This window comes from Jeotgalibacillus proteolyticus (assembly GCF_050107735.1).
GTDB classification, from domain to species: Bacteria; Bacillota; Bacilli; order Bacillales; family Jeotgalibacillaceae; genus Jeotgalibacillus; species Jeotgalibacillus proteolyticus_A.
The window spans coordinates 158898-184095 of record NZ_JBNILO010000009.1; the positions used below are offsets into that span (position 1 = coordinate 158898).

Consider the following 25198-nt stretch of genomic DNA (forward strand, 5'->3'; position numbering starts at 1 on the left):
ATTCTAAGATGCTTTCGTGGAGCTGTCTTCCGTTGAATAATCTTCCGGCAGTCTGACTCCTTTTTTCTCCAGACGCTTTACTAAAAAGGCAACGTACAGCGGAAGAAGAATCGCTGTTGTCACAACAGAAGCCGCTACCTGAACAGTAGCAAGCTCTGCATTAGCAGCAAAACCTGCACTAGCTGCAGCGATCGCAGCAGGTGTTGCGACCGCATTCCCCGCTGTTGAGCCTTCTGCTGCTCCGACGATCGGGTTCCATTTCATCGCTTTGAATACAAGATAAGCAGCTGATCCTGTGACAAAGACCGTAAGCAGTCCAAGGACCACACCTGCAAGACCGCCTTCAACGATCGCAGTGAAGTTAATTCCCATTCCGAGGGCAAATGCGAAAAATGGGATTAGCATAGAGCTTCCTGTATTTAAAAAGTCTCTCATATCCTCATCCAGGTTTCCTAAAATCATTCCAATTACAATAGGCAGTAAAACGGAAATAAATGATGTTACCGAGAACAATCCGTCCACAAAGCCCATTGCTCCAAAGATGCTTAAGGCCACCATTGTGAGGAAAGGTCCGTCATTCAACGCAAGAAGTGAATAAGCTGCACGGTCTGTTTTATCGCCGTATTGACCGACTAGTGCAACATACAGACCGCCATTGCTGTTTGTCATTGCTGCAATAATAGCAATTGGAGCAAGTCCAAGCCAAAGCCCATTGTCACCAGCAAATGTGTAAGCAAGCAACCCGACAGAGGCTCCGACAACCCATTTCACGGTTAGCAGTGTCGCTCCTTTGCCAAGACTGACGCCTACATTTTTAAAGTTGATCTGAGCGCCGGTGCATAAAAGAAAGAGTGCGATTAAAGTGCTCGCTCCATCTACAAATAGTGCCTGAGTAAAATTCCCGATTCGGAGCAAGTCTGGTGCAATGGTGTTAAGTGTTGCAGCAAGCAACAATGGCACTACCATCATACCACCTGGAATACGGTCAAGTGTAGCTTTAATCTTCATTTTGCCATCCCCTTTGATGATATTTTATATAAATAGTTAAAATATAGCGCTTTCAATTATTAATATAAACCTGTAAGCGCTTTTTTGCAACAGTTAAATTAAACAAAAAATTAGATAATATAATAATGTTGCAATTTTAAACAAAAAAGAAGACTCGATAAGAGAGTCTTCCATCATTCCTCATTTAGTTTACGCCACAGTGTGGAGCGGTTTATTCCAAGACGTTTGGCTGCTTTGGACTGATTGCCGTTTTCTTCGTTCAGCACCTGGTCAATGATTTGTTTTTCCATCTCCTTTAAAGTTCCTGACAATTGCAGCTGGTTAGAGAAAGCCAGAGATTGTTTCGCTTCCAGCAGCTTTTTTACATCTTCCGGTTCAATATAAAAACCTGATGCCTGCCTGCTTAATTCGCGAATGGTTTGTTTCAGTTCATTTAAGTTGCCCGGAAAATGATATTGTTTTAAAAGTTCCATTGCTTCCGTTTTTATGCCAAGCGTTTCACTGCCGGTTTCCATGTGAAAGGATGTTAAAAAGTAGTGTGCAAATGCCGGAATATCTGCTTTTCTCTCCACTAAAGGAAGCAGATGAAGCGCTTCAGCTTCTTTAGTTTCACAATAAGGCTGGTCATCAATGAATAGAATTTGAATATCTGCTGGCAACCGTTCGGTCAATACGGTTACTTGATTTAGTAATTCCGGGTCTGCAGACTGGAGCCGGTGAATAAGAAGGGTTCCTTTTTGGATCGGCAGCAGAATTTTCGTAAGAGTTTCTAAACTGCTTTGGTCCATCTGTGCACCATCGAGAGATATTAACGGTGCTTCCTTAAAGCGTTCAATATGAAGGAATGATGCAGCTGCCGATCTGCCGGTTCCTGCTGCTCCGATAATATGAACAGGCTTGTGCTGGGAGGAAAGTATTTTCAGTTGATTTCTTAATGAATGGGTGTACAAGCTGTCTCCGATGAGCGCCATAGGCTTCACATCAAAGTGAATGGAAACATCATTCCGTTTTTCCAGCCCGTTAGTTGGGTAAAAGATCAGCCCGGCCATATACCGGTTTATACAAAAAATTTGAAGCATGTAGGTGCGGTTGTTTGTCGTAAATGGAATCCATTTGGTTGTTTGGCTGTCTATGCTGTCCATAACAGACCGTTTTATGGAGGAAAAAGTGATCGGTTGGGCAATTCGGTCGAATTCTTCATTCTTTTCCCGGATGGACAATTCCTCATCTACAATCGCCATAGGATAGGGGAACTGTAAAAAGGTTTCGTGCAGAAGTGAGAAATTGTGCTTCACTTTTTTTGAAAGCAAAAATGCCCGTCTTGCTTCTTCAACCGCCTGCAGCAGTGCCTCTTTTCCGGAAGTGATGAGCACCCCGTGGATCCCGGTCGATTCAGCGGTCTGAACTGTAATGACGTCACCGATCACCGCCTGGAAGCCCTGTGCTTTTAATTCTTCGAGCAAAGGCTTTACTTCTTCCCGGGTATGGACGGTTTTTACTTCCACGTCGTATTCAAGAATATTGCAAAGTGTGGCAGCACCTTGAGTAATAGAAGAAAAACCGACAAGTGCCACTTTTTTATTCATATTTTTAATAAGTGTAAATACCCGGAGCATATCATATCCTGTTATATCAATATGGATGACAGGCAATGATGCCGCTTTTTCAATAGTTAAAGCGGTTCCTCCCCGGCTGATCAAAACATCATAATCCTCCAGCTCCGCCTGGCGTGCAAATTCCTCGCCTTCATCCAGATTTGCCACTCGTATATCAAGCGTCACATCTGAAGGCAGGGTGAGCTGCTTCATAACTTCAGCCATCCCGCTGTAAGGGGCAATCAACATTGCTTTCAAAGGCTTCGACTCCTAACGTGTTGCATTTTAAAACACTATCATTATGACATACTCATGGAAGCTTGTCACGACAGGAGATAGACAAACCTTGCCAGAAAATCGAAACCTTTCAATAGAACCGGAATTCAGAAGGCACGGATCCGTCAGACATCTATTGTAAAAATGTCTAACTATTAATGTTATTTTGGAAACAAAAGTAAAAAATGTTAATCTAATAGTGGGTATGGTTTATGAAACATAATTAATCGAAAGGAGGAAAATGTATGGCGAAGTCTTACTCTTGGAGAAGTTATTCTTTTCTTGCGGTAAGTGTACTCGTATCGATATTGATGGTATCCATTGATCCAATAGCTGTTGCGTTTTCAGAAGGAGTAGCGACAATCATAATAAACTTTGTCTTTGCAGAGATACTGCTTTCCATTGTGTTGTCCATTATCACTTTTATTCGCAGTAAAGAGAAACGCTTAATCTCGATTATAGCGCTTATCATAACTCTCTTAAATATAGCTGTCCTTGCATTTTTTCTATGGTTTGGAGCGAATTTTTCATAGTTGAAGCATCTACATGGCATGTTTATTTGGAAGAGCGCTGTGGGGTTTCTTTCATCTAAAGGAAAAAATAAGTCAATATAAAATAAAAAATAATTGAAATTAATTCTCAATTAGTGGTTGATTAACTTTTGCAAGTATCATACAATCAAATTGCGAATGAAAATCATTATCACTAAAAGGAGATTAGAACAATGAACAAGAAATTATTACTTTTGATTGCAGCATGTATGCTTTCAGTGCTTTTTCTTGCAGCCTGTGGAGGCAGTGAGGAAGAAGGATCGGATGCAGCTGAATCGGATAGCGGCAATGCTGCAGAAGAAAGTGAAGCAATTGAAGTTTCGCATGCAATGGGTACAACAACGATTGAAGAAAAGCCGGAGCGTGTGGTGTCACTTTATCAGGGAGCAACGGATACAGTACTTGCATTCGATGTTACGCCGGTTGGAGTGGTTGAATCCTGGGTGGAACTTCCGATGTATGATTACATAAAAGATGATTTGCAGGAGGTTACGTATGTAGGTCAGGAAACACAGCCTAACCTAGAAGAAATCGCTGCATTGGAGCCTGATGTGATTTTTGCTTCTCAGATCCGTCATGAAGAGATCTATGAGCAGCTATCAGAAATTGCCCCAACGATTGTCAATGAAACAATCTATGATTTTAAAGAAACAACGAATCTGATTGGACAGGCGCTTGGAGAAGAAGAAAAGGCTGAGAGTCTTTTAGGAGAATGGGACGGCCGAATTGCTGATTTTCAAGAAAAAATCGGTTCAGAAGAAAACTGGCCGATGAGTGCTGCAGTACTAAATTACCGCCCAGATCATGCTCGAATCTATGTAACTGGTTTTGCGGGGTCCATTTTGCAGGAGCTTGGGTTTGAAGAGCCAATTGAGCTTCAGGGACAAAATGAAGAAATTGTCATGCTAAATGACAAAGAAGCGATTCCTCAAATGAATGCGGATGTTTTCTTCCAATTCATGGAGGAAACGCCTGACGTACAGAAGAATTTTGAAGAATGGACAGCTCACCCGCTTTACCAAAACCTTGAGGCGGTACAAAACGACAATGTGTATACCGTTGATGAGGTTTCATGGAATATGGCTGGCGGCTTACAGGCTGCAAACGGGATGCTGGATGATATTTACGAGTATTTCGAGGTTGAGCAATAAAAATGGTTGAAGGGGAGGCATCATGCGTCCCCTTTTTCTCATGAAAGAAGAGGCGTTTATATGTTGCATTCCCCACTAGTTAAATGGATCGGGTTAATTGGGCTGTTCATGGCTGTTGCCCTGCTGTTTCTAACAAGTCTTGCAGTAGGACAGACCGCCATTCCTCTTTCGGAAACGTGGGAGGCGCTGACTCGATATGATCCTGATATTACCAATCATTTAATCATTGGCACCTCGCGTTTATCGCGAGCGGTCATTTCACTTGTTATTGGCATAAACCTTGCCTTGGCGGGTGTATTTGTGCAGGCGTTAACAAGAAATCCTCTTGCAGCACCTGATCTTTTAGGGATTAATGCGGGAGCGATCTTCTTCATTGTTTTTGCGATTACCTGGCTTGAAGTGTCCTCACTTTCAGGCTATATGTGGTTTGCCTTTCTCGGAGCAGCCATTGCAGGGGGGACTGTGTTTTTTCTCGGGAGTCTTGGACGTGACGGTCTTACTCCGATCAAAGTCATTCTCGCAGGGGTTGCTTTAACCGCTTTATTTGTTTCATTTACACAAGGGATGCTGGTGCTGGATGAACAGTCCATTCAAACGGTCCTTTTTTGGATTGCAGGCTCCGTTGCAGGACGCGATATGGACATGCTCATGTCGGTCATGCCGTTTTTGCTGAGTGCGCTTGTGGTGAGCTTTTTTATGGCGCGGCCGATGGGTGTTTTTTCATCAGGCGATGATGTGGCAAAAGGGCTTGGACAAAAAGTGGGTGTAACCAAGCTCATTCTGGGTCTTTTGGTTATCGTCCTGGCGGGCGGTTCAGTCGCTGTAGTGGGTTCTGTTGGATTTATCGGCCTCATCGTTCCGCATATGGCAAAAAGCCTTGTGGGAAATGATTATCGATGGGTTCTTCCATACAGTGGTTTATTAGGTGCAGCGATTTTATTGTCAGCGGATATCGTGGCGCGCATTATTATTGCCCCCCAGGAAGTGCCGATCGGAGTAATGACCGCGCTGATTGGCGGACCTTTCTTTATTTACCTTGCTAAGAAAGGGGTGGCGAAAAAATGAAGTACTGGACCTTGCGTCTTTTTAATGACCGTATCTCGATTCAGCTGTCGATGCGCTGGCTGCTCACTGTTGCAGGCTGGTTTGCAGTAGTAGGAGTGGTCTTCCTTTTGAGTCTCTCAGCAGGCAGCAATTGGATACCTCTATCTGAAGTGTTTAAGCAGCTATCAGGACAAATTGATCAGCACACATTTGTTGTGGAAACGCTGCGTCTTCCGAGGGCGCTGCTCGCCTTGCTGGTAGGGGCGGCGCTTGGTGTAGCGGGTCTGATTTTACAAAGTCTTGTAAGAAATCCGCTTGCTTCACCGGATATTATCGGAATTACAAGCGGTGCCTCTTTTGGTGCTGTCACTTTTATTTCGTTTGGTGCAGGTGTAATCAGCATGCAGTATCTGCCGCTTGCAGCCATCCTGGGAGGCCTGCTTGCTGCTCTGTTAATCTATCTTATTTCATGGAATAAAGGAGTAACGCCAATCCGGCTGGTGCTGATCGGAGTGGGGCTTTCTGCCATTATGAAGGCATGTGTCACGTTTATGCTTGTCATGAGTGAAACAGCTACGACAACAAAATCTTATATCTGGCTGACGGGAAGCATTTACGGGGCTTCCTGGAGTGATGTCACCTCTATGATCTGGTGGCTTCTTATTCCCATTCCATTTCTCATTGTGTTTGGGAGAGGCCTGAATGTCACAGAGATAGGGGAAGATTTCTCTGTCAGTGTCGGCATTCGCGTGCAGCTTCAGCAATTTATCTTTTTGATGTGCAGTGTCATGCTTGCAGGAACAGCAGCGGCTTATGCTGGAGGAATTGAATTTGTGGGGCTGATGGCGCCGCATATTGCCAGGCGCATGGTTCACCGGTCGTTCCCTGGATTGGCTGTCGTCACCGCTCTAGTTGGCGCATTCCTTGTTATCATAGCCGATCTTGTTGCCCGGACCCTTTTCCTGCCGCTTGATATTCCTGCAGGAGTATTCACAGCCGCAATCGGTGCACCGTTTTTCCTCTATTTATTATTTCGCTACCGTAATCAATAAAGGACAGAATGTAAAGGAGACCAAGCATGGACGTTTTACACAGCTACGGAATCGAAAAAAAGGATGGCAGAGAGGGTGTGCCGGCAGAAAAGCTGACAGAACCGGAAACGATTGCCCAAATTGTCAGCCGCTACGCCAGTGTAAGTGACATCAGACTCGAATCAACGGCTGCATCGCTGATCATCAAGCGGTACGCCGTTTTAACAGCGGCCGCTGCTCTTGAATACTACGGACTTCAAAAGGAAAAAGAAAACTGGCTTAACAATGCTGAATTTCTTTTTGATCGCTTCGCCCTGCTGGTGGATGATCAAAATCCTGCGCTTGACGAGGACTGGAAAACAACTGTATTTGCCCATCATCTCACCCCAATGGTGGAGCAGTTTTCAAAAACATGCAGAATCCCGCAAAAGATTTTATGGGAAAATATCGCCGTTCGTCTGCAGTCTGTTTTTCGAAAAAAATCAACTCACTATCCCGATTCACAGCTGCAAGACCTGTTTGATGAAATGACGGAAGTGGATGCAGAGTGGACGGGATGCAAAGAAAATCCTTTTTCAAAGTACTTGCAGAGGCCTGAAGATTGGCAGACCATTCCGATCAGAGAAACTTGCTGCCGTCTCTATCAATTAAAAGAAGGCCAGGAGCAGCCCTATTGCGGGAACTGTCCGTTGGGTTGAGACAAAGGGATTAAAGAATCGCAGTATTTAACTTGGATAGCACCTTGAGTTACACGCTGACAGGATGTGTAACTCAAGGTGTTATTTATCATTATATTTCTTGTTTTAAAGTGGGAGATAAGAAACAAATAGAAATGTTTAACCGAATACAGGAGGCTGAGACAATTTAGGTCCCAGCCTCAAGCCTTGGTTTGCTAATGGAGTCCCTATGCTCCCTGTCTTCTTGTCATGACATCAAAGATAACTGCCAGTGCAAGAACGCCGCCGCGGATCATGTATTGAGAGGCGATCCCGACGCCAAGAAGGTTCATTCCGTTTACAAGTGTAGCCATTACGACTGCCCCGATGACAGCACCGGTTACTTTTCCGACACCGCCTGCTGCAGAAACTCCGCCTACAAACGCAGCAGCAATTGCATCCAGTTCAAACAGGGTGCCGGCAGTAGTTGTGGCAGACTGCAATCGGGATGTAAATAAGATTCCGGATAAAGCGGAAAGCATCCCCATTGAACCGAAGACAATAAACGTAATTTTACTTACATTGATTCCCGAAAGATGCGCGGCTTCCGGATTGCTGCCGACTGCGTAGATATGCCGGCCGAGGACTGTTTTAGTCGTTATAAAATGATAAACAATCAGCACCAGCAGGATGATAATCATCGTCCACGAAAAGCCGTTGTAGCCGGCAAGAATCCAAGTCACATACCCCATCAAAAAAGAAACGAGAACGAGCTGGATGATAAACAATGGAGCAGAAACGACCTCGAAATTGTACCGCAGTTTGTTTTTTCTATTTTTAATGGCACTATAAATATAGTAAATAATTGCTGCAGCACCAAGCAGTAAAGAGAGAAGGTGAAGGCCTCCGATTTGAGCAAGGGAAGGGATATACCCATTGCCGATGGCGTTGAAAGCGTCATTATTCACGTTGATCGTGCCTGATTTTTCGGTAGCTTGTAAAAGAGCTCCTCTGTAAATCAGCCAGCCGGCGAGTGTTGCTACAAATGCGGGAATCCCGACTTTTGCGACAAGTAATCCGGTAATCGACCCTGCAGCCATCCCAAGCAATAGAATGATGGGAATAACCAGATAGACAGGAAGACCGACCTGTACCAGTAAAATGGCTGCAATGGCGCCAAGAAAACCCGCTAAAAAACCAATGGATAAGTCAATATGGCGTATCACGATGACGAGCATAACCCCGACAGCGAGCACAGCGATATACCCGGCAGAATCAATTAAGTTGCTGATGTTTCGGGATGACATAAAAAGACCATTTGTCATCACGGTAAAAATAAGCATAATGACCAGTAACGCGATGTACATTCCATAATCTCGTATATTATGTTTTAATAGCGCTTTCGCCTCTTTCAATATGTTCATGTCCATCACTCCTATTGTGTAGCAAATTCCATTATTTTTTCCTGGCTGGCTTCTGAAGAAGAAAGCTCCCCTTTTATTTGGCCTTTCGCCATTACATACACGCGGTCACTCATGCCGAGTACTTCACCAAGCTCGGAAGACAGCATAATAATGCTCATGCCGCTTTCGATCAGCTTATTCATCACCGTATATATTTCAAGCTTTGCCCCGACGTCAATTCCACGGGTCGGTTCATCAAGTATGAGCAGCTTAGGACCGACAAAGAGCCATTTGCCAATCGAAACCTTCTGTTGATTTCCGCCGCTCAGATTTCCAACCTTCTGCTGAATGGACGGGGTTTTCACACCGAGAGATTTTCTGTATTCCTCAGCCGTTTTGATTTCTTCATTTTCATTGACCACGCCGTACTTAGATAAATGACCAAGATTAGAAATGGAAATATTGCTTTTTATATCCTGCAGTAAAAATAAGCCGTCTCCTTTTCGATCCTCTGTGACGTACGCAATGCCTGATTTAATGGCATCACTTGTATGGCTGAGCTTTACAGGTTTCCCGTCTATCCGGATGGTTCCGCTTGTTTTATATTTTTTGGAGTTGCCGAAGATACTAAGAGCCAGTTCCGTTCTGCCTGCGCCCATCAGACCGGCAACCCCAACGATTTCCCCGTAATTCACATGAAGATTGATATTCTCTGCAACATTTCGGCCGGTCCGCGGGTCATGAGCGGTCCAGTCAAGCAGCTCAAGCAATTTGTCCCCTGTCGCAGGTACCTTGCGCTTAGGGTAAATGTCTTCAATGTCGCGGCCTACCATGTTCTTAATAATTGCAGCTTCGGTGATTTCTCCCTTTGATGCGTCAAGTGTACAAATGGTTTCCCCATCCCGAAGAACAGTCGCTTTATCTGCAATCGCGATGACCTCATTTAGTTTGTGGGAAATCATAATGGATGTGATGCCTTGCTCTTTCAGCTCTCTTAACAGCTGCAGGAGGTTCTCACTGTCTTTATCATTTAAAGCGGCCGTCGGTTCATCGAGAATAAGGAGCTTTACTTTTTTACTCAGTGCCTTGGCAATTTCAACCAGCTGCTGTTTGCCAACACTGATTTCTTTGATTAAGGTTTCCGGATTGATGTGAAGATTTACTTTATCCAGCAGCTCCTTAGACTTTGTGATCGCTTCATTCCAATCCACGATGCCTTTTCGGTGCAGCTCGTTCCCGGCAAAAATATTTTCATAGATGGAGAGGTCGGGAAAGAGAGCCAATTCCTGATAAATAATCGCAATGCCAGCCTCTACGCTGTCACTGATTGTATGAAACTGCTGAACTTCATTCAGATATAAAATATCTCCCGCATATTCTCCGTAAGGATAAACACCGCTCAGAACCTTCATTAAGGTGGACTTTCCGGCACCATTCTCCCCGACAAGACAATGGATTTCTCCTTGTTCCACTTTGAAATTGACATTAGAGAGCGCTTTTACACCAGTGAACTCCTTTGAGATCTTTTTCATCTCAAGTATTGTACCGCTCATCCTTCTGCCTCCTTAAAACATGATTGTTAATGAATACAGAGCAATCACGTCAAGTGTGAACGGCGTGATTACTCCATTTTTTAACTGTTATTCCAATCCTTCAAATTCACCGGCTTCGTAGTAACCTGAATCAATCAGTTCAGATTGTACATTCTCCTGATCGACCACAATGACGTCCGTTTGTTTCGCATTTACTTCCATGCTGCCATTGTCATACGTTGCCGTAGTTTCCGGCGTGTTTCCGTCTAAAACATCAACTGCCATACCCATCGCATCTTCAACGAGTGTTCGGACGTCTTTAAAGACAGTCATGGACTGCTTGCTGTCGATAATGTATTGAATAGAAGCTTTTTCAGCGTCCTGGCCTGTGATCATGTAATCCGTAATAGCACCGTCTGCTGCAAAAACATCCGCAATGGACCGGGCTGTTCCGTCATTTGGTGCAAGAATGGAGACATTCCCTTTCATATCATCGCCTGCAGAAGTTAAATGAGTTTCTGCTTTGTTTTTGGCTTCACTTGGATCCCAGTTGGTTGTGACCTGTCCAAGGATGCTTCCAAGCTCTTCACGGCTCAGTTCTGTTTTATCTTTAAGTGCTTCAGCTTCACTTGAATTGGCAATGACAAATGTTCCATCTGCAATTTTTGGCTGCAGAACGTTCCATGCCCCTTCAAAAAATAGGAATGCGTTATTATCAGAGGCTGCTCCTGCGTAAAGGTAAAGCGGGATGCCTGAACCCTCTGCATTATCCACCAGATACTGCCCCTGTGCTTCTCCAACCGCTACGCTGTCGAAGGTCACATAATAGTCAACAGAGTCTGTATCCGTGATTAGCCGATCATAGGAAATAACGGTTATGCCTTCATCCTTTGCTGCTTCCACTGCAGACCCGGCAGCTGCTCCATCATGTGGTGCAATAATTAACACGTCCATGCCTTTGCTGATTAAGGTTTCAACATTTTCTTTTTCTTTCGCTGATGATCCCTGACTGAAAAGAATTTCAGTCGTGTAATCCGAATCAGCAAGTGCATCCTGGAATCTTGTTTCATCCTGAACCCATCTAGGCTCGTCTTTTGTTGGAAGCACGATTCCTACGTCCAATTCACTGCCGCCGCCGGATCCACCTTCGCTGCCGCAGCCTGCCATACCCATTGTTAGAACGGCTGCTGTCAGTAACCCCAATGCTTTCGATCTTTTCCCCATTGTTGTAAGATCCCCTTTCAAATATGGAAGTAACTACTACATGGTAAATATAGCATCGCATCCCCTAATGAAAACGCTTACTTGTAGTAGTAAATTAGCTTTGTTCTGTAATTTTTCAATATTCTTATTTTTAGTAGGGGGTGGGTTAGGAAGGGCCGTGCATGTTAAACAGCCCATCCGGTGCACCGGATAGGCTTAATAGAATCGAACTTAAGGAGAGAAAATTTCTTCTTCAAGGTGAAAGCCATCTGCAATAACGGTCTCATGAATATTAGTCTCGTCAACCGGAACAGGGGGAAGAAGGATGGAAGGAACATTAATTTTTCCATTATTAATGGTTTGGTCTTCTGTAATTTCTTCTCCCTCTGCAAGCATAATGGCCAATTCAACTGCTTTTTGCGAAAGCGCATCAATGCTTTTATACATGGTCAGGCTTTGCGTGCCTTCAACAATTCGTCTGACGCCCGATAGATCCGCATCCTGGCCCGCTACAGGAATCTTGCCGGCTAAGCCGAGCTCCTCCAACGCTTCAATCGCTGCACCTGCTGTGGCATCGTTGCCTGCAATGACAGCATCTATTTTTTTGTCATTCACATCAAGCGCAATTTCCATGTTATCCTTTGCGTACTCCGGCAGCCAGTCCTTTGTCCACTGATTAAAGACGACTGTGATTTCGCCGCTGTTAATCAGAGGCTTTAACACAGAAAATACCCCCTGCTTCATAAGATGGGCATTATAATCGGTTTCTGCTCCGCCAAGATAAACATATCTCCCTTTTGGAACCAGCTTTGTAATGGCTTCCGCCTGAAGGACGCCTACTTGTTCATTATCGTACGATACATATAAATCCACTTCCGCATTTCGCACAAGACGATCGTAGGACAGAACCTTAATGCCTGCATCATGCGCTCTTTCCACAATCGCAGCCATGGATTCAGCATTATGGGGCACCACCACTAAAACATCGATGCCCTCACTAATCATTTTTTCTGTCTGCCAGACCTGTTTTACATCGTCTCCGTCTGCAACTGTGATGGTTACCTCGGCTCCAGCTCGTTCAGCTGCTTCTTTAAAAAGCTCCCGATCTTTTGCCCAGCGGTCCTCCTCGAGTGTATCCATGGAGAATCCTATTTTAATTGCTTCAGAGGAAAGGTGGTCAACCGGGTCAGGCGGCGCAGGAACGACAGTGGATACTTCCTCCGCAGGGAGACAGGCGGTTAGCAAAAAGACCATAATTAAAGTGAAAAGAGGCCATAATTTTTTCATTTCTTTGCGTTCCCTTCGTTATAAACTAAACGTTTTCTTCCGGTAATCGGTAGGGGATGTATGAAACGCTTTTTTAAAAACCTTGCTGAAATAATTCGGATCATGGTAGCCAATTTCAATGGATATTTCTTTCATGCTTTTCTCTGGATCTCTCATTAGCTTTTTCGCTTTTTCAAGCCTGCACTCCGTTAAAAAACTGATATAGTTGATGCCGAGTTTCTCTTTAAACAGCTTGCTGACATAGATTGGACTCAGGCCGGCTTCCTTAGAAATAATCTCAAGTGATAAATCTTCATGGGCATGGTCGATAATATAGTGTTTGATTTGTTCAATACTATCCCCATCCGCTTGTTGACTGTGATCCTCCTGTGCATATTTCATACGTTCAAGCATATTCGCCGTTTCTTCACGAAGCTGCTTATATCCCGCGGTCTGCGAGGGGTAGACAGGCAGTTCAACCGGAATTCCCATATCTGAAAGGATGGAAGAAATCAGCCATAGAAGTTCAGCGAGCTGTTTTTGTGCTTGAATAGCGGGTTTATTTTTTCTTTCAAGCCCTTCTGTTATCGTTTTTATCTCTGCGATCAGCGGGTCCCATTGCTGATGACGGAGGTGTTCGTAAAATGTTTGTTCATATGTCTTGTAGGAAGGGGAGGACAGATCCAGTGTGAGGGCTGGCAGGTCTGTATAAAACTGATAGTGAACCGGCTGTTGAAAATTTCTGGTCGCAAGAAGTGATTCCTGATACGACTGCTTTATTTTCCCGGTCGGTCCATACACATTCCCGATTCCGATAAACCAAGCTGTTTTCCTGCTGTCTCTTAACGTAAGAATTTTGTTCGCGAGCGTAATGGCCTGATGCCGAAATGAATTTTTCCCATTTCGGAACACAATAATGGGTACCTGGCGTCCGTTTGACGCACCCGTCCAGCCGCTGCCTGTTTTTCTCACAACCTCTTTCACTGCTGGATACATTTCTGCAGCGTCAGGAGGGAGCAGCAGGCTCATCACAAATGTTTCGTCTGCCATCGGGATATCCAGTAAATCTACCAGCTGATTTAAATGTACTTCATGTACATGATCAAATAACAGCTGCGTCACCACATCGGTTTCAAATACTGCCATGGCTTTTTCCAGTGTGTCCTGATCTTTTTTGCTTTCTTCGGTGTGTTGCTGTTCCATCTTAATCTGGTGGAGTACGCCTTCTACGGTTTTCACGATTTCTGCTATTTTGCTGGGCTTTACAATATAAGCTTGTACACCAAGCGACAGGGCCTGCTGGGCATATTCAAAGGTTGCAAAAGCTGTAACCAGAATGAACTTTACAGAAGAGTGGAGGCTGTGAAGCTGTTTAATCGCTTCAAGGCCGGAGATTCCCGGCATCTGAATATCCATAAATACAAGATCAGGCTTTTGTTGAGCTGTCATTTCGATCGCTAATCTGCCATTGCGTGCCTGACGGATGACCAGATTGTCAAAGTGTCTTGTCAATATGAGCTCAAGCCCATCCCGTTCTGTTTGTTCATCGTCTACGATGAGTACATTGACCATACATTTTTCTCCTCTTCTGCTGGCATTTTAGCTGCGTATGAATGAAACATCCACGCAAGAGAATTTTGTTTACTCAGCCAGGGCGACATCCGCTTTTAAAAGATACAGAGTGACCTTTGTGCCCTGTCCTAACGTGCTGTGGATCTGAACCACGTGTTCACTGCCGTTAAACAGCCTTAATCGCTGAACAACATTTTTAAAGCCAATTCCCGTGCTTTTTTCACTGTCTACATGTTTGCCTTCCAACACTTCTTTGATTTTCTGGCCGGTTATGCCGGGACCATCATCTTCCACTTCAATAATGACCTTGTCGTAATCATCTTTTATTCTGAACCAGATGGTGCCCCCATTTTCACTTGGTTCAACTGCATGAATGATAGCGTTTTCAACAATAGGCTGCAGGGTTAGACCTGGAATAGAAAGGTTCAGGCATGCTTCATCTATTTCACTACTAAATCTCAGACGGTCTGTATAACGGGCTTTTTGAATATGAATATATTGCTGTAGGACGTATACTTCTTCCCGCAGGACGGTTGGTTTATCCATATGCTTTAAATTGTAGCGCAGCAAATCGGCTATACTGACCAGCAGATCACTTGTTTCCGCTGACCCGTCCATATACGCTTTTTTGGATAATGTATTCAGCGTGTTAAAAAGAAAATGCGGATTTATTTGGCTCTGCAGACTAAGCAGCTGGCTTTCCTTTAACAGGTACTTGCTTTTTTGCAGCTCCGTTTCTAATTTAGCCTTTTGCTTCGTTTCATTAAACAACGTATTCAGATTCATCCGCATCTGTTCAAACGTTGCGGCTAAGATAGCGGTTTCGTCTTTTGCATCCGCTTCTATTTTTACATCAAACTGCCCTTTGGATAATTGTCTGGCAGACTGCGTCAGTTTTTCGAGCGGTTTTGTAATTCTGAGCGAAAACCAGTACGTGAAAAACAGCAGCAGTAAAATGATCGAAACAAGAAGCCACATGCCAAGCTCTGTCAACTTTTTCGATCGGTCGATCATCTCTCTGTACACGATGTCATACGTATTCATTTCTTTATCAATAACAGATAATCTCATTTCGGATACATAGTCTGAAATATGAACCGCTTCATTCAGGGCTGCTTTGGCCGGTTCCGTTTCACCTGAAGCCTGAAAATTCACAGCACGCTCCGTCATCTCGACTAAACTTACTGTCAGATTCATGTAATTGGCTAATTCTGATTCGTTCTCCAGGTTTTCATACTTTGTGACCTGCCCGGACAATTCTCCCATTCTGTTTTTATTGCGCTCAATCATTCGCTCATTTGGCTCACTAGGTTCCAGAACGTACGCATTTAACGCAGCAACCAGCTCCTGACTTACCATATGCAGCTCATTTATGACAAGGTATCTTTCCAGAATCTGATTGTACTGATCCTGCATTTTCTGGTTGTAGTAGGTGAGAGAGATCCAGATTACGACCATAATAATCAATACGACGATAGCCAGCAGCCAGATTTTTTTCTGTAAATGCTTCATCGATCTTTCGCGTCCTTTAAAATTCTGGTTGCTGTGTAGTACCCATCAATGGCTAATGGAACGTCCTTTTGATCCAGCCATTCCTTCATTCGTTCAACGCTGACGCTGCCTATATCGTGAGGAGACTGCTCGATAATGCCATCGATTTTTCCATTTTCCAGCAGCGCATATGCTTCTCGTTCCTCATCAAATGTGTAGAGGTAGTAGGGTTCCACATTTCTTCTTGTTTCAATTTCGTTTACTAAATCCTGTGTATACGCAGCGTTCACCGCAATATAGGCCTGTGCATCCGGATAATGATTCAGCAGATCACCAATGGAAGAGATGCCGGCGGCGTTTTCAGTGCCCAGCTTGGCTTCAATAATCTGGATGTCTGATTGGGCAGTTAAATAATCCTCTATGCCATCAAAACGCTGACGCTGGAAGTATTCCTGCTCACTGTCGATCATCAAAACGACTTCACCTTCTGTCCCCATATCTTCAATTACTTGCTTTGCGAGCTGCTGTCCGGCTGAGAATTGATTGGAGCCTACGTATGTCTTTCTAAGGCTTTCTTCTTTTGGAACATCATGCGCTACAGTAATGACGGGTATGCCATAGGAGGCAGCCTTGAGCTTCGCGAGTTCCTTGAATTTTTCATCATCAAGCCCCTGCACAATAATCCCATCAACCTTTGAGTAAATAGCGATTTCCATTTTCCTCAAAAAATCATCTTTATTTGTCCCATAAATGCCGCTAATGTCGAGGTCAATCCCAGCTTCTTGAGCCTTCGTGCGCGCTCCTTCCGCTACATCTATCCAAAAAGGATGATCCATTTCATTCATGATGAGAACGACCCTCGGCATTTCTGCGGATTGAGTGGACTTAGCAGGAAGATCCCAGTCCGTATAAAAAACGGCAGCAGCAGCCTGAAACGTAAAATAAAACAAAAATCCCCCAACCGTCAACACGCTCAGTAAAGCAAATTTTCTCATAGGCGAGAAACCCCTTTGAAATGAATTAATATTCTGTAAATTATATCAAACAACCGTCTAAGCGTATACGTGTGTTAAATAGATAGATTATAGGAAATTTTCCAATGTTCGCATGAACGTTTGAGGTTTTTCGAAAAGGGTATTTTAGATTATGAGGACGACAGAAGAGCAAAACGATTTTAGGCATATTAGGTGAAAATGATCCGGGTATGCTGATTTCGCAAGAGTTGTATTTTACTAAAAAGGAGCGTTTTATATATGCTAAAAACAGATTTTTCACGAATGTATATAGATGGAGAATGGAGAAAAGGCAGCAGCGATAAATCAATGAAGAATGAGAACCCCTTCAACGGCGAAGAGCTTGTCACGATTCAATCAGCCACGAAGGAAGATTTAGACGAGGCGTATGAGGCAGCTACTCGAGCACAGGAAAAATGGGCGGCAGAGCTTCCGCAAAATAAACGGGCGGTATTGGAAAAAGCCGTTGCCGTTATGGAGGACAATAAAGAACTCATTATTGACTGGCTGGTGAAAGAGGCTGGCAGCACTGTGATGAAAGCAAGTGTTGAATTCCAGGCTTCCATTAACATTGTAAAAGAAGCAGCGGGGTATCCTTACCACATGGAAGGGAAAATCATGCCCTCTCAAACACCGGGTAAAGAAAATCGTGTATACCGGAATCCGCTTGGCGTAATCGGGATTATATCTCCGTGGAATTTTCCGTTCCATCTGGCGGTTCGCTCAATTGCACCGGCTCTTGCAACAGGGAATGGAGTTGTCTTAAAACCGGCCACTGATACACCGGTAACGGGCGGTCTGATTTTCGCAAGTATCTTTGAAGCAGCCGGTCTTCCAAAAGGACTGCTGAATGTAGTAGTGGGAAGAGGATCTGAAATTGGGGACGAAATTGTTACGCACCCTGCACCGCGTTTAATTTCCTTCACTGGTTCTACAGAAGTAGGCAGACATATCGGGGAACTTGCAGGCCGGAGCCTGAAGAAAACAGCACTGGAATTAGGCGGCAATAATGCCCTTGTGGTACTTGAGGATGCAGATATTGAACAGGCTGTTGAATCTGCTCTCTTTGGCAAGTTCTATCACCAGGGTCAAATTTGTATGTCCCTGAACCGGATTTTTGTTCATAAGGACATTTATGAGAAATTCGCTGAACGATTTACTGCCCTTGCTAAAAATCTTAAGTACGGCAATCCTGCCGACAAAACCACGAATGTAGGGCCATTAATTAACAAAGACCAGGTGGACCGCATCCTAAAAGATGTGAAAGCAAGTGTGGAGCAGGGAGCAAAAATACAGCTTGGCGGACAAGCTGATGGCAATGTTCTGGAGCCGACTGTTTTAACCGGTGTAACAAATAAAATGCCAATCGCTGAAAATGAAATATTCGGTCCTGTTGCGGTACTGATCCCGTTTGACAGTGAGGAAGAAGCGGTTGAAATGGTGAATAATTATTCCTATGGTTTAAGCGGATCGGTTCATTCATCCAATATTGAACGCGGTACATCATTCGCTCACAAAATTCATACTGGAATGATTCATGTGAATGATCAATCCGTCAATGATGAAGCCCATATGCCGTTTGGCGGAGAAAAAGATTCCGGCCTCGGACGCTTTAATGGAGAGTGGGTACTGGAAGAATTCACAACCTTAAAATGGCTGTCTGTTCAGCATACTCCGCGTGACTACGGACCATTTATCAACCAACTGAAAGATTGAAGAAGTATTTAGTAATAATAAGAGGAGAGCGAAGCGGAAGGTGGGCACTCCAGCAGGGTATGTCGGCAAACCGATTCTTTGCAGGCCAATGGTCTGTAAAGGCTTAAGCCCCCGTCCCTGCGGAAATCGTCCGCCTGAAGCGCAGCGAACCGGTCAAAGAGCTTGAGACACTTTTGTCCCAAGCTCTTTTTCTATCATTTAAGACAATGTTTCACGTGAAACATACTGATTTGACAGGAAAAGACTTCATTAAATAGTGCGAATAATAAGATCTTAATAGATATCAAGTCCGCTATACTTATGTTACACGGAACTTTCCTGGAGGGTAAAATGATTAAATTAATGGCAGATTCCACATGCGATCTATCAAATGAAGTGCTCGAGCAATACAAAATAACCCTTGCTTCATTGACGATAAACATAGAGGATAAAATCTATAAAGACCGAGTAGAAATCAAACCGAATGAATTTTATGAAAAGCTTGAGCATCTTTCTGAATTTCCGACCACCGGAACACCAAGTCCATCCCAATTTGCAGAGATGATTAAGGAAGCAGCTAAAGAAGGGCACACAGACGTTTTATGTATTAGTATGTCGAGCGGTACGAGCGGTTCGTATCAGTCCGCTGTGCTTGGAAAAGATTATTATTTTGAAGAAACACCGGATTCACCTGTCAGAGTTCACATCGTAGATTCTAAATGCATGAGTCATGGGAGCGGGTGGCTGCTGATCAAAAGTGCATTGATGAGAGAAAAAGGGGCCACCTTCGATGAAATTGTAGCGTTTATTGAAAGCCATAAAACCAGAGTTAAGCATTTTCTTTCAGTAGATGATTTAAACCATTTAATCAAAAGCGGACGCATCTCAAATGCAAGCGCTGTTATAGGGAAATTCCTTATGCTTAAACCCGTTATGACCATGAAGGATGGAAAAATAGCCATCGTGTCAAAAGAAAGGGGAAGAAAAAGGGTGTTAAAGCATTATGTGCAGGAATTTATCAGAAGGAACGACGAAGATTTAACAGAGTTCATTATCATTGGCTACACCTCTGATAAAACAGTAGCCGAAACGCTTAAAACAAAAGTTCAGAAAGAAACGGATTTTACAGGGGACATTCACATCATGCAAATGGGTGTTTCAGTGGGTACACACGTCGGACTTGGTGCGATTTCAATGTTTTTTATGGAAAAGAACTCCTGAAAATGATCTTAAAGTGCAGTGCTGTCCTTTCGAAAAGGGGCAGCTTTTTGTGTGGTAAAGAATAAGGAGTCTCACTTCACTTTTCCTTGCCTTGCTATTAAATTAATCTGCGCTGGAGGGTAGGCAGTAACGTTACCTATATTTGCTGGAATTCATGAAAAACAGAACTTAAATCATTTTGTATGGGATAAGTCTCTCTGACTTCCATGATAAAATATGTAGAGAGATCAGGCTCAAACAAATTGGTATTGAAAGGGTGCTCAATGTTGAGCGTTAAAAGTTTTCCCGATTTGGAAACAGAGAGACTCACCTTCAGAAATGTAAGGAAAGAAGATATTGATTTTATCTATCAATTGTTCAGCAACGAAAAAGTATGCGAATTTCTCTATGATGAGGAGTTATTTGTGAGTAGAAATGACGCGGTGGAATTTGTTGAATGGAATGCTGAACCTGAAGAAAAAGGGTGGAATCGGTGGGTTTTAATTGCTAAAAACTCCAGTCGTCCAATTGGTACATGCGGCTATGACAGCTGGGATAACACAAACAATATAGCGGAGATTGGGTATGATTTATGGCATGAACACTGGGGGCAGGGATACATGAAAGAAGCATTAGTCAGTGCCATTGAAAGTGGATTTTCCAATATGGGTCTGAATCGAATTAACGCATTCATAGCGCTGGAAAATGTAAACTCTATAAAACTCTTAGAAAACCTTGGATTTAAGCAAGAAGGGATTTACAGAGATAAACATTTATTTAGAGGGAAATACTACGACCATTATGCATTCTCCTTGTTAAAAAGAGAATGGTGATCTATTTTCATCCTTCACATAAAAAATTTTCTGTATTATATGGACATTGTTTGTTATCACAAATTAAATTTGGAAATAAATTAATCATAGTGATACACTAGTGTATAGAATATTTTGATTATACAGGAAGATAGCGCGGCAAAAGCTGAAATGCATTTTTTTACTATCTTATACGCGAAGGACGGTTAATATGAGCAACAGAGAAAATCAGACAGATGTTATTTTAATTGGTGCTGGCATTATGAGCGCCACGCTTGCATCTCTGCTGAAAGAGGTCGCACCGGATTGGAAGATTAAGGTGTTTGAACGCTTGGGAGGCGCTGGAGAAGAAAGCTCAAACGAATGGAATAATGCAGGTACAGGTCATTCGTCTTTGTGTGAATTAAACTATACAAATGAACTGCCGGATGGCTCCATCGATATAAGCAAAGCAATAAAAGTGAATGAAGACTATCAGGTTTCAAAGCAGTTCTGGTCCTATCTCGTTGAGAGTGAGAGACTGCGAAACCCCCACGAATTTATTCGCTCACTACCACATATGAGCCTGGTTCAAGGGGAAAAGAATGTCACTTTTTTAAACAATCGATATAAAGCGCTTTCAGTTAACCCATTATTCGAAGGAATGGAATTTTCTGAGGACCCCGAAAAGCTGAAAGAATGGATTCCGTTAATCATGGAAGGCCGCACCGTGAGTGAGCCGATAGCCGCAACCAAAATCGATTCCGGAACAGATGTGAATTTTGGTGCACTGACACGAAAGCTGATTACTCATTTGGAAAACGAAGATGTGGATGTACATTATCAGCATCAGGTTGATGAAATGAAACGGACTGAGGATGGATCATGGGAATTAAAGATTCAGGATCTGGAGAATGAGCGGCTTGAATATCATAAGGCTAAATTCGTTTTTATTGGAGCGGGTGGAGGAAGTCTGCATCTGCTTCAAAAATCAGGAATCCCGGAAGGAAAGTCAATTGGCGGCTTCCCGGTAAGCGGACTATTTTTAGTGTGTACAAAACCGGAAATCGTGGAACAGCACCATGCTAAGGTTTACGGTAAGGCACCCGTTGGCGCACCGCCAATGTCGGTTCCGCATCTTGATACGCGATTCATAGACAATAAGGCATCCTTATTTTTTGGCCCATATGCCGGATTCTCACCTAAGTTTCTGAAAACAGGATCGAACATGGATTTAGTTACGTCTGTTAAACCAAATAATCTGGTCACAATGGCAGCTGCCGGTGTGAAAAATATGTCTCTCACCAAGTATCTGATTAATGAAGTCATGCTTTCGAAGGAACAACGCATGGAAGCGCTGCGGGAGTTTGTCCCGAATGCAAAGAGCGAAGACTGGGAGCTGGTTACAGCAGGTCAGCGCGTACAGGTCATAAAGGATACCGATACAGGAAAAGGTACGCTTCAATTTGGCACAGAGGTCATCAGTTCAGCTGACGGATCGATTGCTGCCTTACTCGGGGCTTCACCGGGTGCATCAACTTCGGTTACGGTCATGCTTGAGGTGTTAAAACGGTGCTTCCCGAATCAAATGAAAGAGTGGGAGCCTAAAATAAAAGAAATGATTCCATCGTACGGGGAATCATTGCTTGAACGTCCTGAATTAATTCGTGAAATCCAGCATGCAACTGCTCGTTCACTAAAGCTTGAGGGAGAGATTGCTGAAACTACCGTTTGATGTAGAAGATCTTATTGAATTATATGATATTGTGTAAAGCGGCTCGACTCCAATTACTGGTGTCGGGCAGTTTTTATTTTTGGGACAATGCTTGAAGCGATTTAAAGTAAAAAAACGAAACAATAGATGCGTTTCCAGACTGTAAGAAATACCATTAAAAAAGCTGCCCGCGGCACTGGCCGGAACAGCTTTAGATTTACTCATTTCAATACACCTTATCACCATTAAAAATTGATTTCTTTACAATGACATAATCAACCGTGCGGATCGCCTCGAGTTTGTCTCCGCCTGCGTAGGAGATGGAAGATTGAAGGTCCTGTTCCATTTCTGTCAGGGTATCCTGGAGGGCGCCTTTATGCTCGACGAACATTTTTTTGCCTTCTACGTTTTTCTTTTCGCCTTTTTGAAACTCAGAGGCGGAGCCGAAGTATTCCTTGAACAGCTTGCCGTCCTGCTCTGTGGTCACACCAGGTGATTCTTCGTGGCCTGCAAAAAGCGAGCCGATCATGACCATGGAGGCACCAAAGCGGACAGATTTGGCGATGTCTCCGTGAGTACGGATCCCGCCGTCTGCGATAATCGGTTTGCTTGCAGCTTTCGCACACCAGCGAAGTGCTGCCAGTTGCCAGCCTCCTGTACCGAAGCCGGTTTTGATTTTCGTGATGCAGACTTTCCCTGGTCCGATTCCTACCTTTGTTGCATCGGCGCCGGCATGCTCCAGTTCGCGGACTGCTTCAGGGGTGCCGACATTGCCGGCAATCACGAAGCTCTCCGGCAAATATGCTTTGATATGACGAATCATATTAATCACGGCATTCGAGTGGCCATGCGCGATATCAATCGTAATGTAATCTGGTATAAGATTTTCCTGAGCCAGCTGCTCAATAAAGCCGTATTCCTCTTTTTTTACTCCTACACTGATTGAGGAAATAAGATCTTTAGCCTTCATACTCTTTATAAATGCTGTGCGGGTCTCGGGCTCAAACCGGTGCATAATGTAAAAATACTGGTTTTCAGCGAGGTAGATGGCAATCTTTTCATCAATAATTGTTTGCATATTTGCAGGTACAACAGGCAGCTTGAATGTATGCTTGCCGAATGTAATGGATGTATCACACTCTGAACGGCTCTCAACCACGCATTTTGCGGGAATTAATTGAATATCTTCATAATCAAATACATTATCCATAGTTAACACTCCTAAAAGCGAATAATATTTATATCTTAATTTAAAATTGTTCGTACATACTGTAATTTACAGTATTTTTTGAAAGATGTCAAAGCATTTCAGCCATCCTAATTGCATGTTGATCATCCTATTGCTATATCCTTTGCGCCTTTACTGCCTCAGTAATATATTTTCTAGGCCACTGCGACAGCATGCCGAAAATTTCTGTTTCATGAAGCCCTAACCGTCGGATTTTGTTTGTTGCTTCTCCCAGCAGTGTTTGAACAAGGAGGTGAAAAGACAGCGTGAGCTCAGTTTCTTCAAGGCAGGCTTTAATTTTTTCAAGTTCTGCACGTGTGAGACAGTAATCTTTTACCTGAAATAGAACATCATGCGGCTGTGGCTGCAGAGCTTGTTCTTTCATGAGCAGAACGCTGTAAAGTCCTGCAAGATCAGTCTCTAAAGAATCAATGTTAATCGACTGCCACTTTTCCGCACGTTTTAAGACAGCAGCATCGGGAATGCTTACCTTTTCCAAACTAATGAGATCCGGGGTAATTTTATCCTCCGGCAGCTCCGTCTTTTTCAGTTCTTCGTACAAGCTTAAAGCAGGATGCACCTCATTTGTTTCACCGAGCTTTTCCTTTAGTGACATCAATTTTTCAAAAAGGGGTTCATACGGAGAGAGCTGTTTTTTTAAGCTGCGCAGTTTGTTCAGAGAAGATACGGTCTTCAAGCTTTGTAAAGCCATTTGATCAAACTGTCTTTCAATGGTGGCGATCCTCTTGACTGCCTGCTCGATTTTTACTTCATCCGGCAGCTGCAGCTGATTTGTAAAGGGAAAATATAAGACACTGTAAGAGCATTCTCTGCAGGTGACACGAATTGACTCAGTCGAATAGTCGAGGCTGAAGTCTTTATCATGAGCGCATATTTCGTATTGCCACTCTGGAGGAATGCTCCGATACGGCCGCATCACAATTTCAACGCGATGCCGCCAGTAAGCTAGATCCTCAGGGTAATTAAGCAGACCAAGCAAAGAAGACCGATTCATCTTTTCAACCGCCCTGACAACATTTTGTTTAGATTTTGCAAGAACAATGAATGGGTGCTCCCTGTACGCTTGTTGAATCCGTTCAAGCCATTCATCCTGATTAAGCTTTTGAACCCTGGCGCAAAACAGATAGTCCCGAATGACCTCATGCAGATGCATGGTAAGCTCCCGGGTGGATAGCGAATGATAAGGTGTTTTATAAAAAAATTCTTCATTCAGCGGAAGGCCGCGTGTGGGTGCGTGTATTTTCCAAAGAAACATCTCAGGCTTCAAAAGGGAGGGACATAGACTCTGCTGTTTGCAGACTGGAACAGGCAGCTGGAAAGAAGGAAGATCGACAAAATCGCGTAATAATTGCTGATCATGTATAGAAAGACGATCGAGTTCTATCGAGAGTATTTGCTGAAGACGCGTTAATACCGCCCGTTCTTCTTTCCGGCCGATAGAGCGGATACTCGGATGTTTTCTGCCGACCGGAACCAAATAGAGGGAAGGGTGAGCTTCTGGCTGATAACCAAGCTGATTTGAATTCATATAGAACACTCCCTGATTGTAGTACCTCCATTATACGGTCCAGGACCGCTTCATTTCTAATATCTAACTTAATTGAAATGTAAAGCCAAGCGGGATGATGAAACATATCCATAAGATATTCCAATAATACAAAATTAAACAAAAAAGTACACAATATTACACGATAGACGTAGATAAATTCTTTATAGGCTTGTATACTATCAATATACATATTTAGGGGAGGGACAGG

Annotated in this window: 20 protein-coding genes; 9 read left to right on the forward strand and 11 right to left on the reverse strand. The window is 43.6% G+C overall.

The features are described 5' to 3' along the window. Positions 1-3: 3 nt before the first annotated feature. A complete protein-coding gene (locus tag ACQCT8_RS14545) occupies positions 4-1008 on the reverse strand; it encodes a 2-keto-3-deoxygluconate permease (protein WP_426872168.1) in 1005 nt (334 codons plus the stop codon). A gap of 173 nt (positions 1009-1181) precedes the next feature. Then, positions 1182-2852 carry a PrpR N-terminal domain-containing protein gene (locus tag ACQCT8_RS14550; protein ID WP_426872243.1) on the reverse strand — a complete coding sequence of 557 codons (1671 nt, stop codon included), beginning with the start codon at positions 2850-2852 and terminating at the stop codon, positions 1182-1184. 272 nt (positions 2853-3124) lie between these two features. Here ACQCT8_RS14550 and ACQCT8_RS14555 point away from each other — a divergent pair, with 272 nt between their 5' ends. From ACQCT8_RS14555 to ACQCT8_RS14575, 5 genes are all read left to right on the forward strand, one after another. Next, positions 3125-3412 (forward strand): hypothetical protein, encoded by a 288-nt coding sequence (locus tag ACQCT8_RS14555; protein WP_426872170.1) that lies wholly within the window; start codon positions 3125-3127, stop codon positions 3410-3412. A gap of 191 nt (positions 3413-3603) precedes the next feature. Then, positions 3604-4581: an ABC transporter substrate-binding protein gene (locus ACQCT8_RS14560; RefSeq protein WP_426872172.1), complete on the forward strand. Its 978-nt coding sequence runs from the start codon at positions 3604-3606 to the stop codon at positions 4579-4581. A 60-nt stretch (positions 4582-4641) separates the two neighbouring features. After that, positions 4642-5646 (forward strand): FecCD family ABC transporter permease, encoded by a 1005-nt coding sequence (locus ACQCT8_RS14565; RefSeq protein ID WP_426872174.1) that lies wholly within the window; start codon positions 4642-4644, stop codon positions 5644-5646. Beyond that, positions 5643-6677, forward strand: a complete 1035-nt coding sequence (locus ACQCT8_RS14570) for a FecCD family ABC transporter permease (protein ID WP_426872176.1) — start codon at positions 5643-5645, stop codon at positions 6675-6677. The genes ACQCT8_RS14565 and ACQCT8_RS14570 overlap by 4 nt, the downstream gene beginning before the upstream one ends. A gap of 26 nt (positions 6678-6703) precedes the next feature. Then, a complete protein-coding gene (locus ACQCT8_RS14575) occupies positions 6704-7354 on the forward strand; it encodes an IucA/IucC family C-terminal-domain containing protein (RefSeq protein ID WP_426872178.1) in 651 nt (216 codons plus the stop codon). A gap of 206 nt (positions 7355-7560) precedes the next feature. On the opposite strand, the gene ACQCT8_RS14580 is transcribed toward ACQCT8_RS14575, so the two are convergent. From ACQCT8_RS14580 to ACQCT8_RS14610, 7 genes are all read right to left on the reverse strand, one after another. Further along, on the reverse strand, positions 7561-8736 hold the full coding sequence (locus ACQCT8_RS14580; RefSeq protein ID WP_426872180.1) for a sugar ABC transporter permease: 1176 nt from the start codon (positions 8734-8736) through the stop codon (positions 7561-7563). 11 nt (positions 8737-8747) lie between these two features. Then, on the reverse strand, positions 8748-10268 hold the full coding sequence (locus ACQCT8_RS14585) for an ATP-binding cassette domain-containing protein (RefSeq protein ID WP_426872182.1): 1521 nt from the start codon (positions 10266-10268) through the stop codon (positions 8748-8750). A gap of 87 nt (positions 10269-10355) precedes the next feature. Beyond that, positions 10356-11471: a sugar ABC transporter substrate-binding protein gene (locus ACQCT8_RS14590; protein WP_426872184.1), complete on the reverse strand. Its 1116-nt coding sequence runs from the start codon at positions 11469-11471 to the stop codon at positions 10356-10358. A 210-nt stretch (positions 11472-11681) separates the two neighbouring features. Continuing rightward, positions 11682-12737, reverse strand: coding sequence for a sugar ABC transporter substrate-binding protein (locus ACQCT8_RS14595; RefSeq protein ID WP_426872186.1), 1056 nt, complete (start codon positions 12735-12737; stop codon positions 11682-11684). Positions 12738-12755: 18 nt separating this feature from the next. Then, positions 12756-14288, reverse strand: a complete 1533-nt coding sequence (locus ACQCT8_RS14600; RefSeq protein ID WP_426872188.1) for a response regulator — start codon at positions 14286-14288, stop codon at positions 12756-12758. A gap of 69 nt (positions 14289-14357) precedes the next feature. Continuing rightward, positions 14358-15800: a sensor histidine kinase gene (locus ACQCT8_RS14605; RefSeq protein ID WP_426872190.1), complete on the reverse strand. Its 1443-nt coding sequence runs from the start codon at positions 15798-15800 to the stop codon at positions 14358-14360. Next, positions 15797-16774: a sugar ABC transporter substrate-binding protein gene (locus ACQCT8_RS14610; RefSeq protein WP_426872192.1), complete on the reverse strand. Its 978-nt coding sequence runs from the start codon at positions 16772-16774 to the stop codon at positions 15797-15799. Before ACQCT8_RS14610 ends, ACQCT8_RS14605 begins: the two co-directional genes overlap by 4 nt. A gap of 258 nt (positions 16775-17032) precedes the next feature. On the opposite strand from ACQCT8_RS14610, the gene ACQCT8_RS14615 reads away from it, so the two are divergent. The 4 genes from ACQCT8_RS14615 to ACQCT8_RS14630 all read left to right on the forward strand — a co-directional run bounded on the left by ACQCT8_RS14615 (position 17033) and on the right by ACQCT8_RS14630 (position 22213). Next, positions 17033-18508, forward strand: coding sequence for an aldehyde dehydrogenase family protein (locus ACQCT8_RS14615; protein ID WP_426872194.1), 1476 nt, complete (start codon positions 17033-17035; stop codon positions 18506-18508). 330 nt (positions 18509-18838) lie between these two features. Continuing rightward, entirely contained in the window at positions 18839-19708 is an 870-nt protein-coding gene (locus tag ACQCT8_RS14620; RefSeq protein ID WP_426872196.1) for a DegV family protein, read from the forward strand. 263 nt (positions 19709-19971) lie between these two features. Next, positions 19972-20520: a GNAT family N-acetyltransferase gene (locus ACQCT8_RS14625; RefSeq protein ID WP_426872198.1), complete on the forward strand. Its 549-nt coding sequence runs from the start codon at positions 19972-19974 to the stop codon at positions 20518-20520. A gap of 154 nt (positions 20521-20674) precedes the next feature. Further along, complete coding sequence (locus tag ACQCT8_RS14630) at positions 20675-22213, forward strand: malate:quinone oxidoreductase (protein ID WP_426872245.1); 1539 nt, start codon at positions 20675-20677, stop codon at positions 22211-22213. Between the two features lie 205 nt (positions 22214-22418). Here ACQCT8_RS14630 and guaC read toward each other — a convergent pair whose 3' ends face one another. Next, positions 22419-23402: a GMP reductase gene (guaC, locus tag ACQCT8_RS14635; RefSeq protein WP_426872200.1), complete on the reverse strand. Its 984-nt coding sequence runs from the start codon at positions 23400-23402 to the stop codon at positions 22419-22421. A gap of 133 nt (positions 23403-23535) precedes the next feature. Next, entirely contained in the window at positions 23536-24969 is a 1434-nt protein-coding gene (locus tag ACQCT8_RS14640; RefSeq protein ID WP_426872201.1) for an RQC-minor-2 family DNA-binding protein, read from the reverse strand. Positions 24970-25198 lie beyond the last annotated feature (229 nt).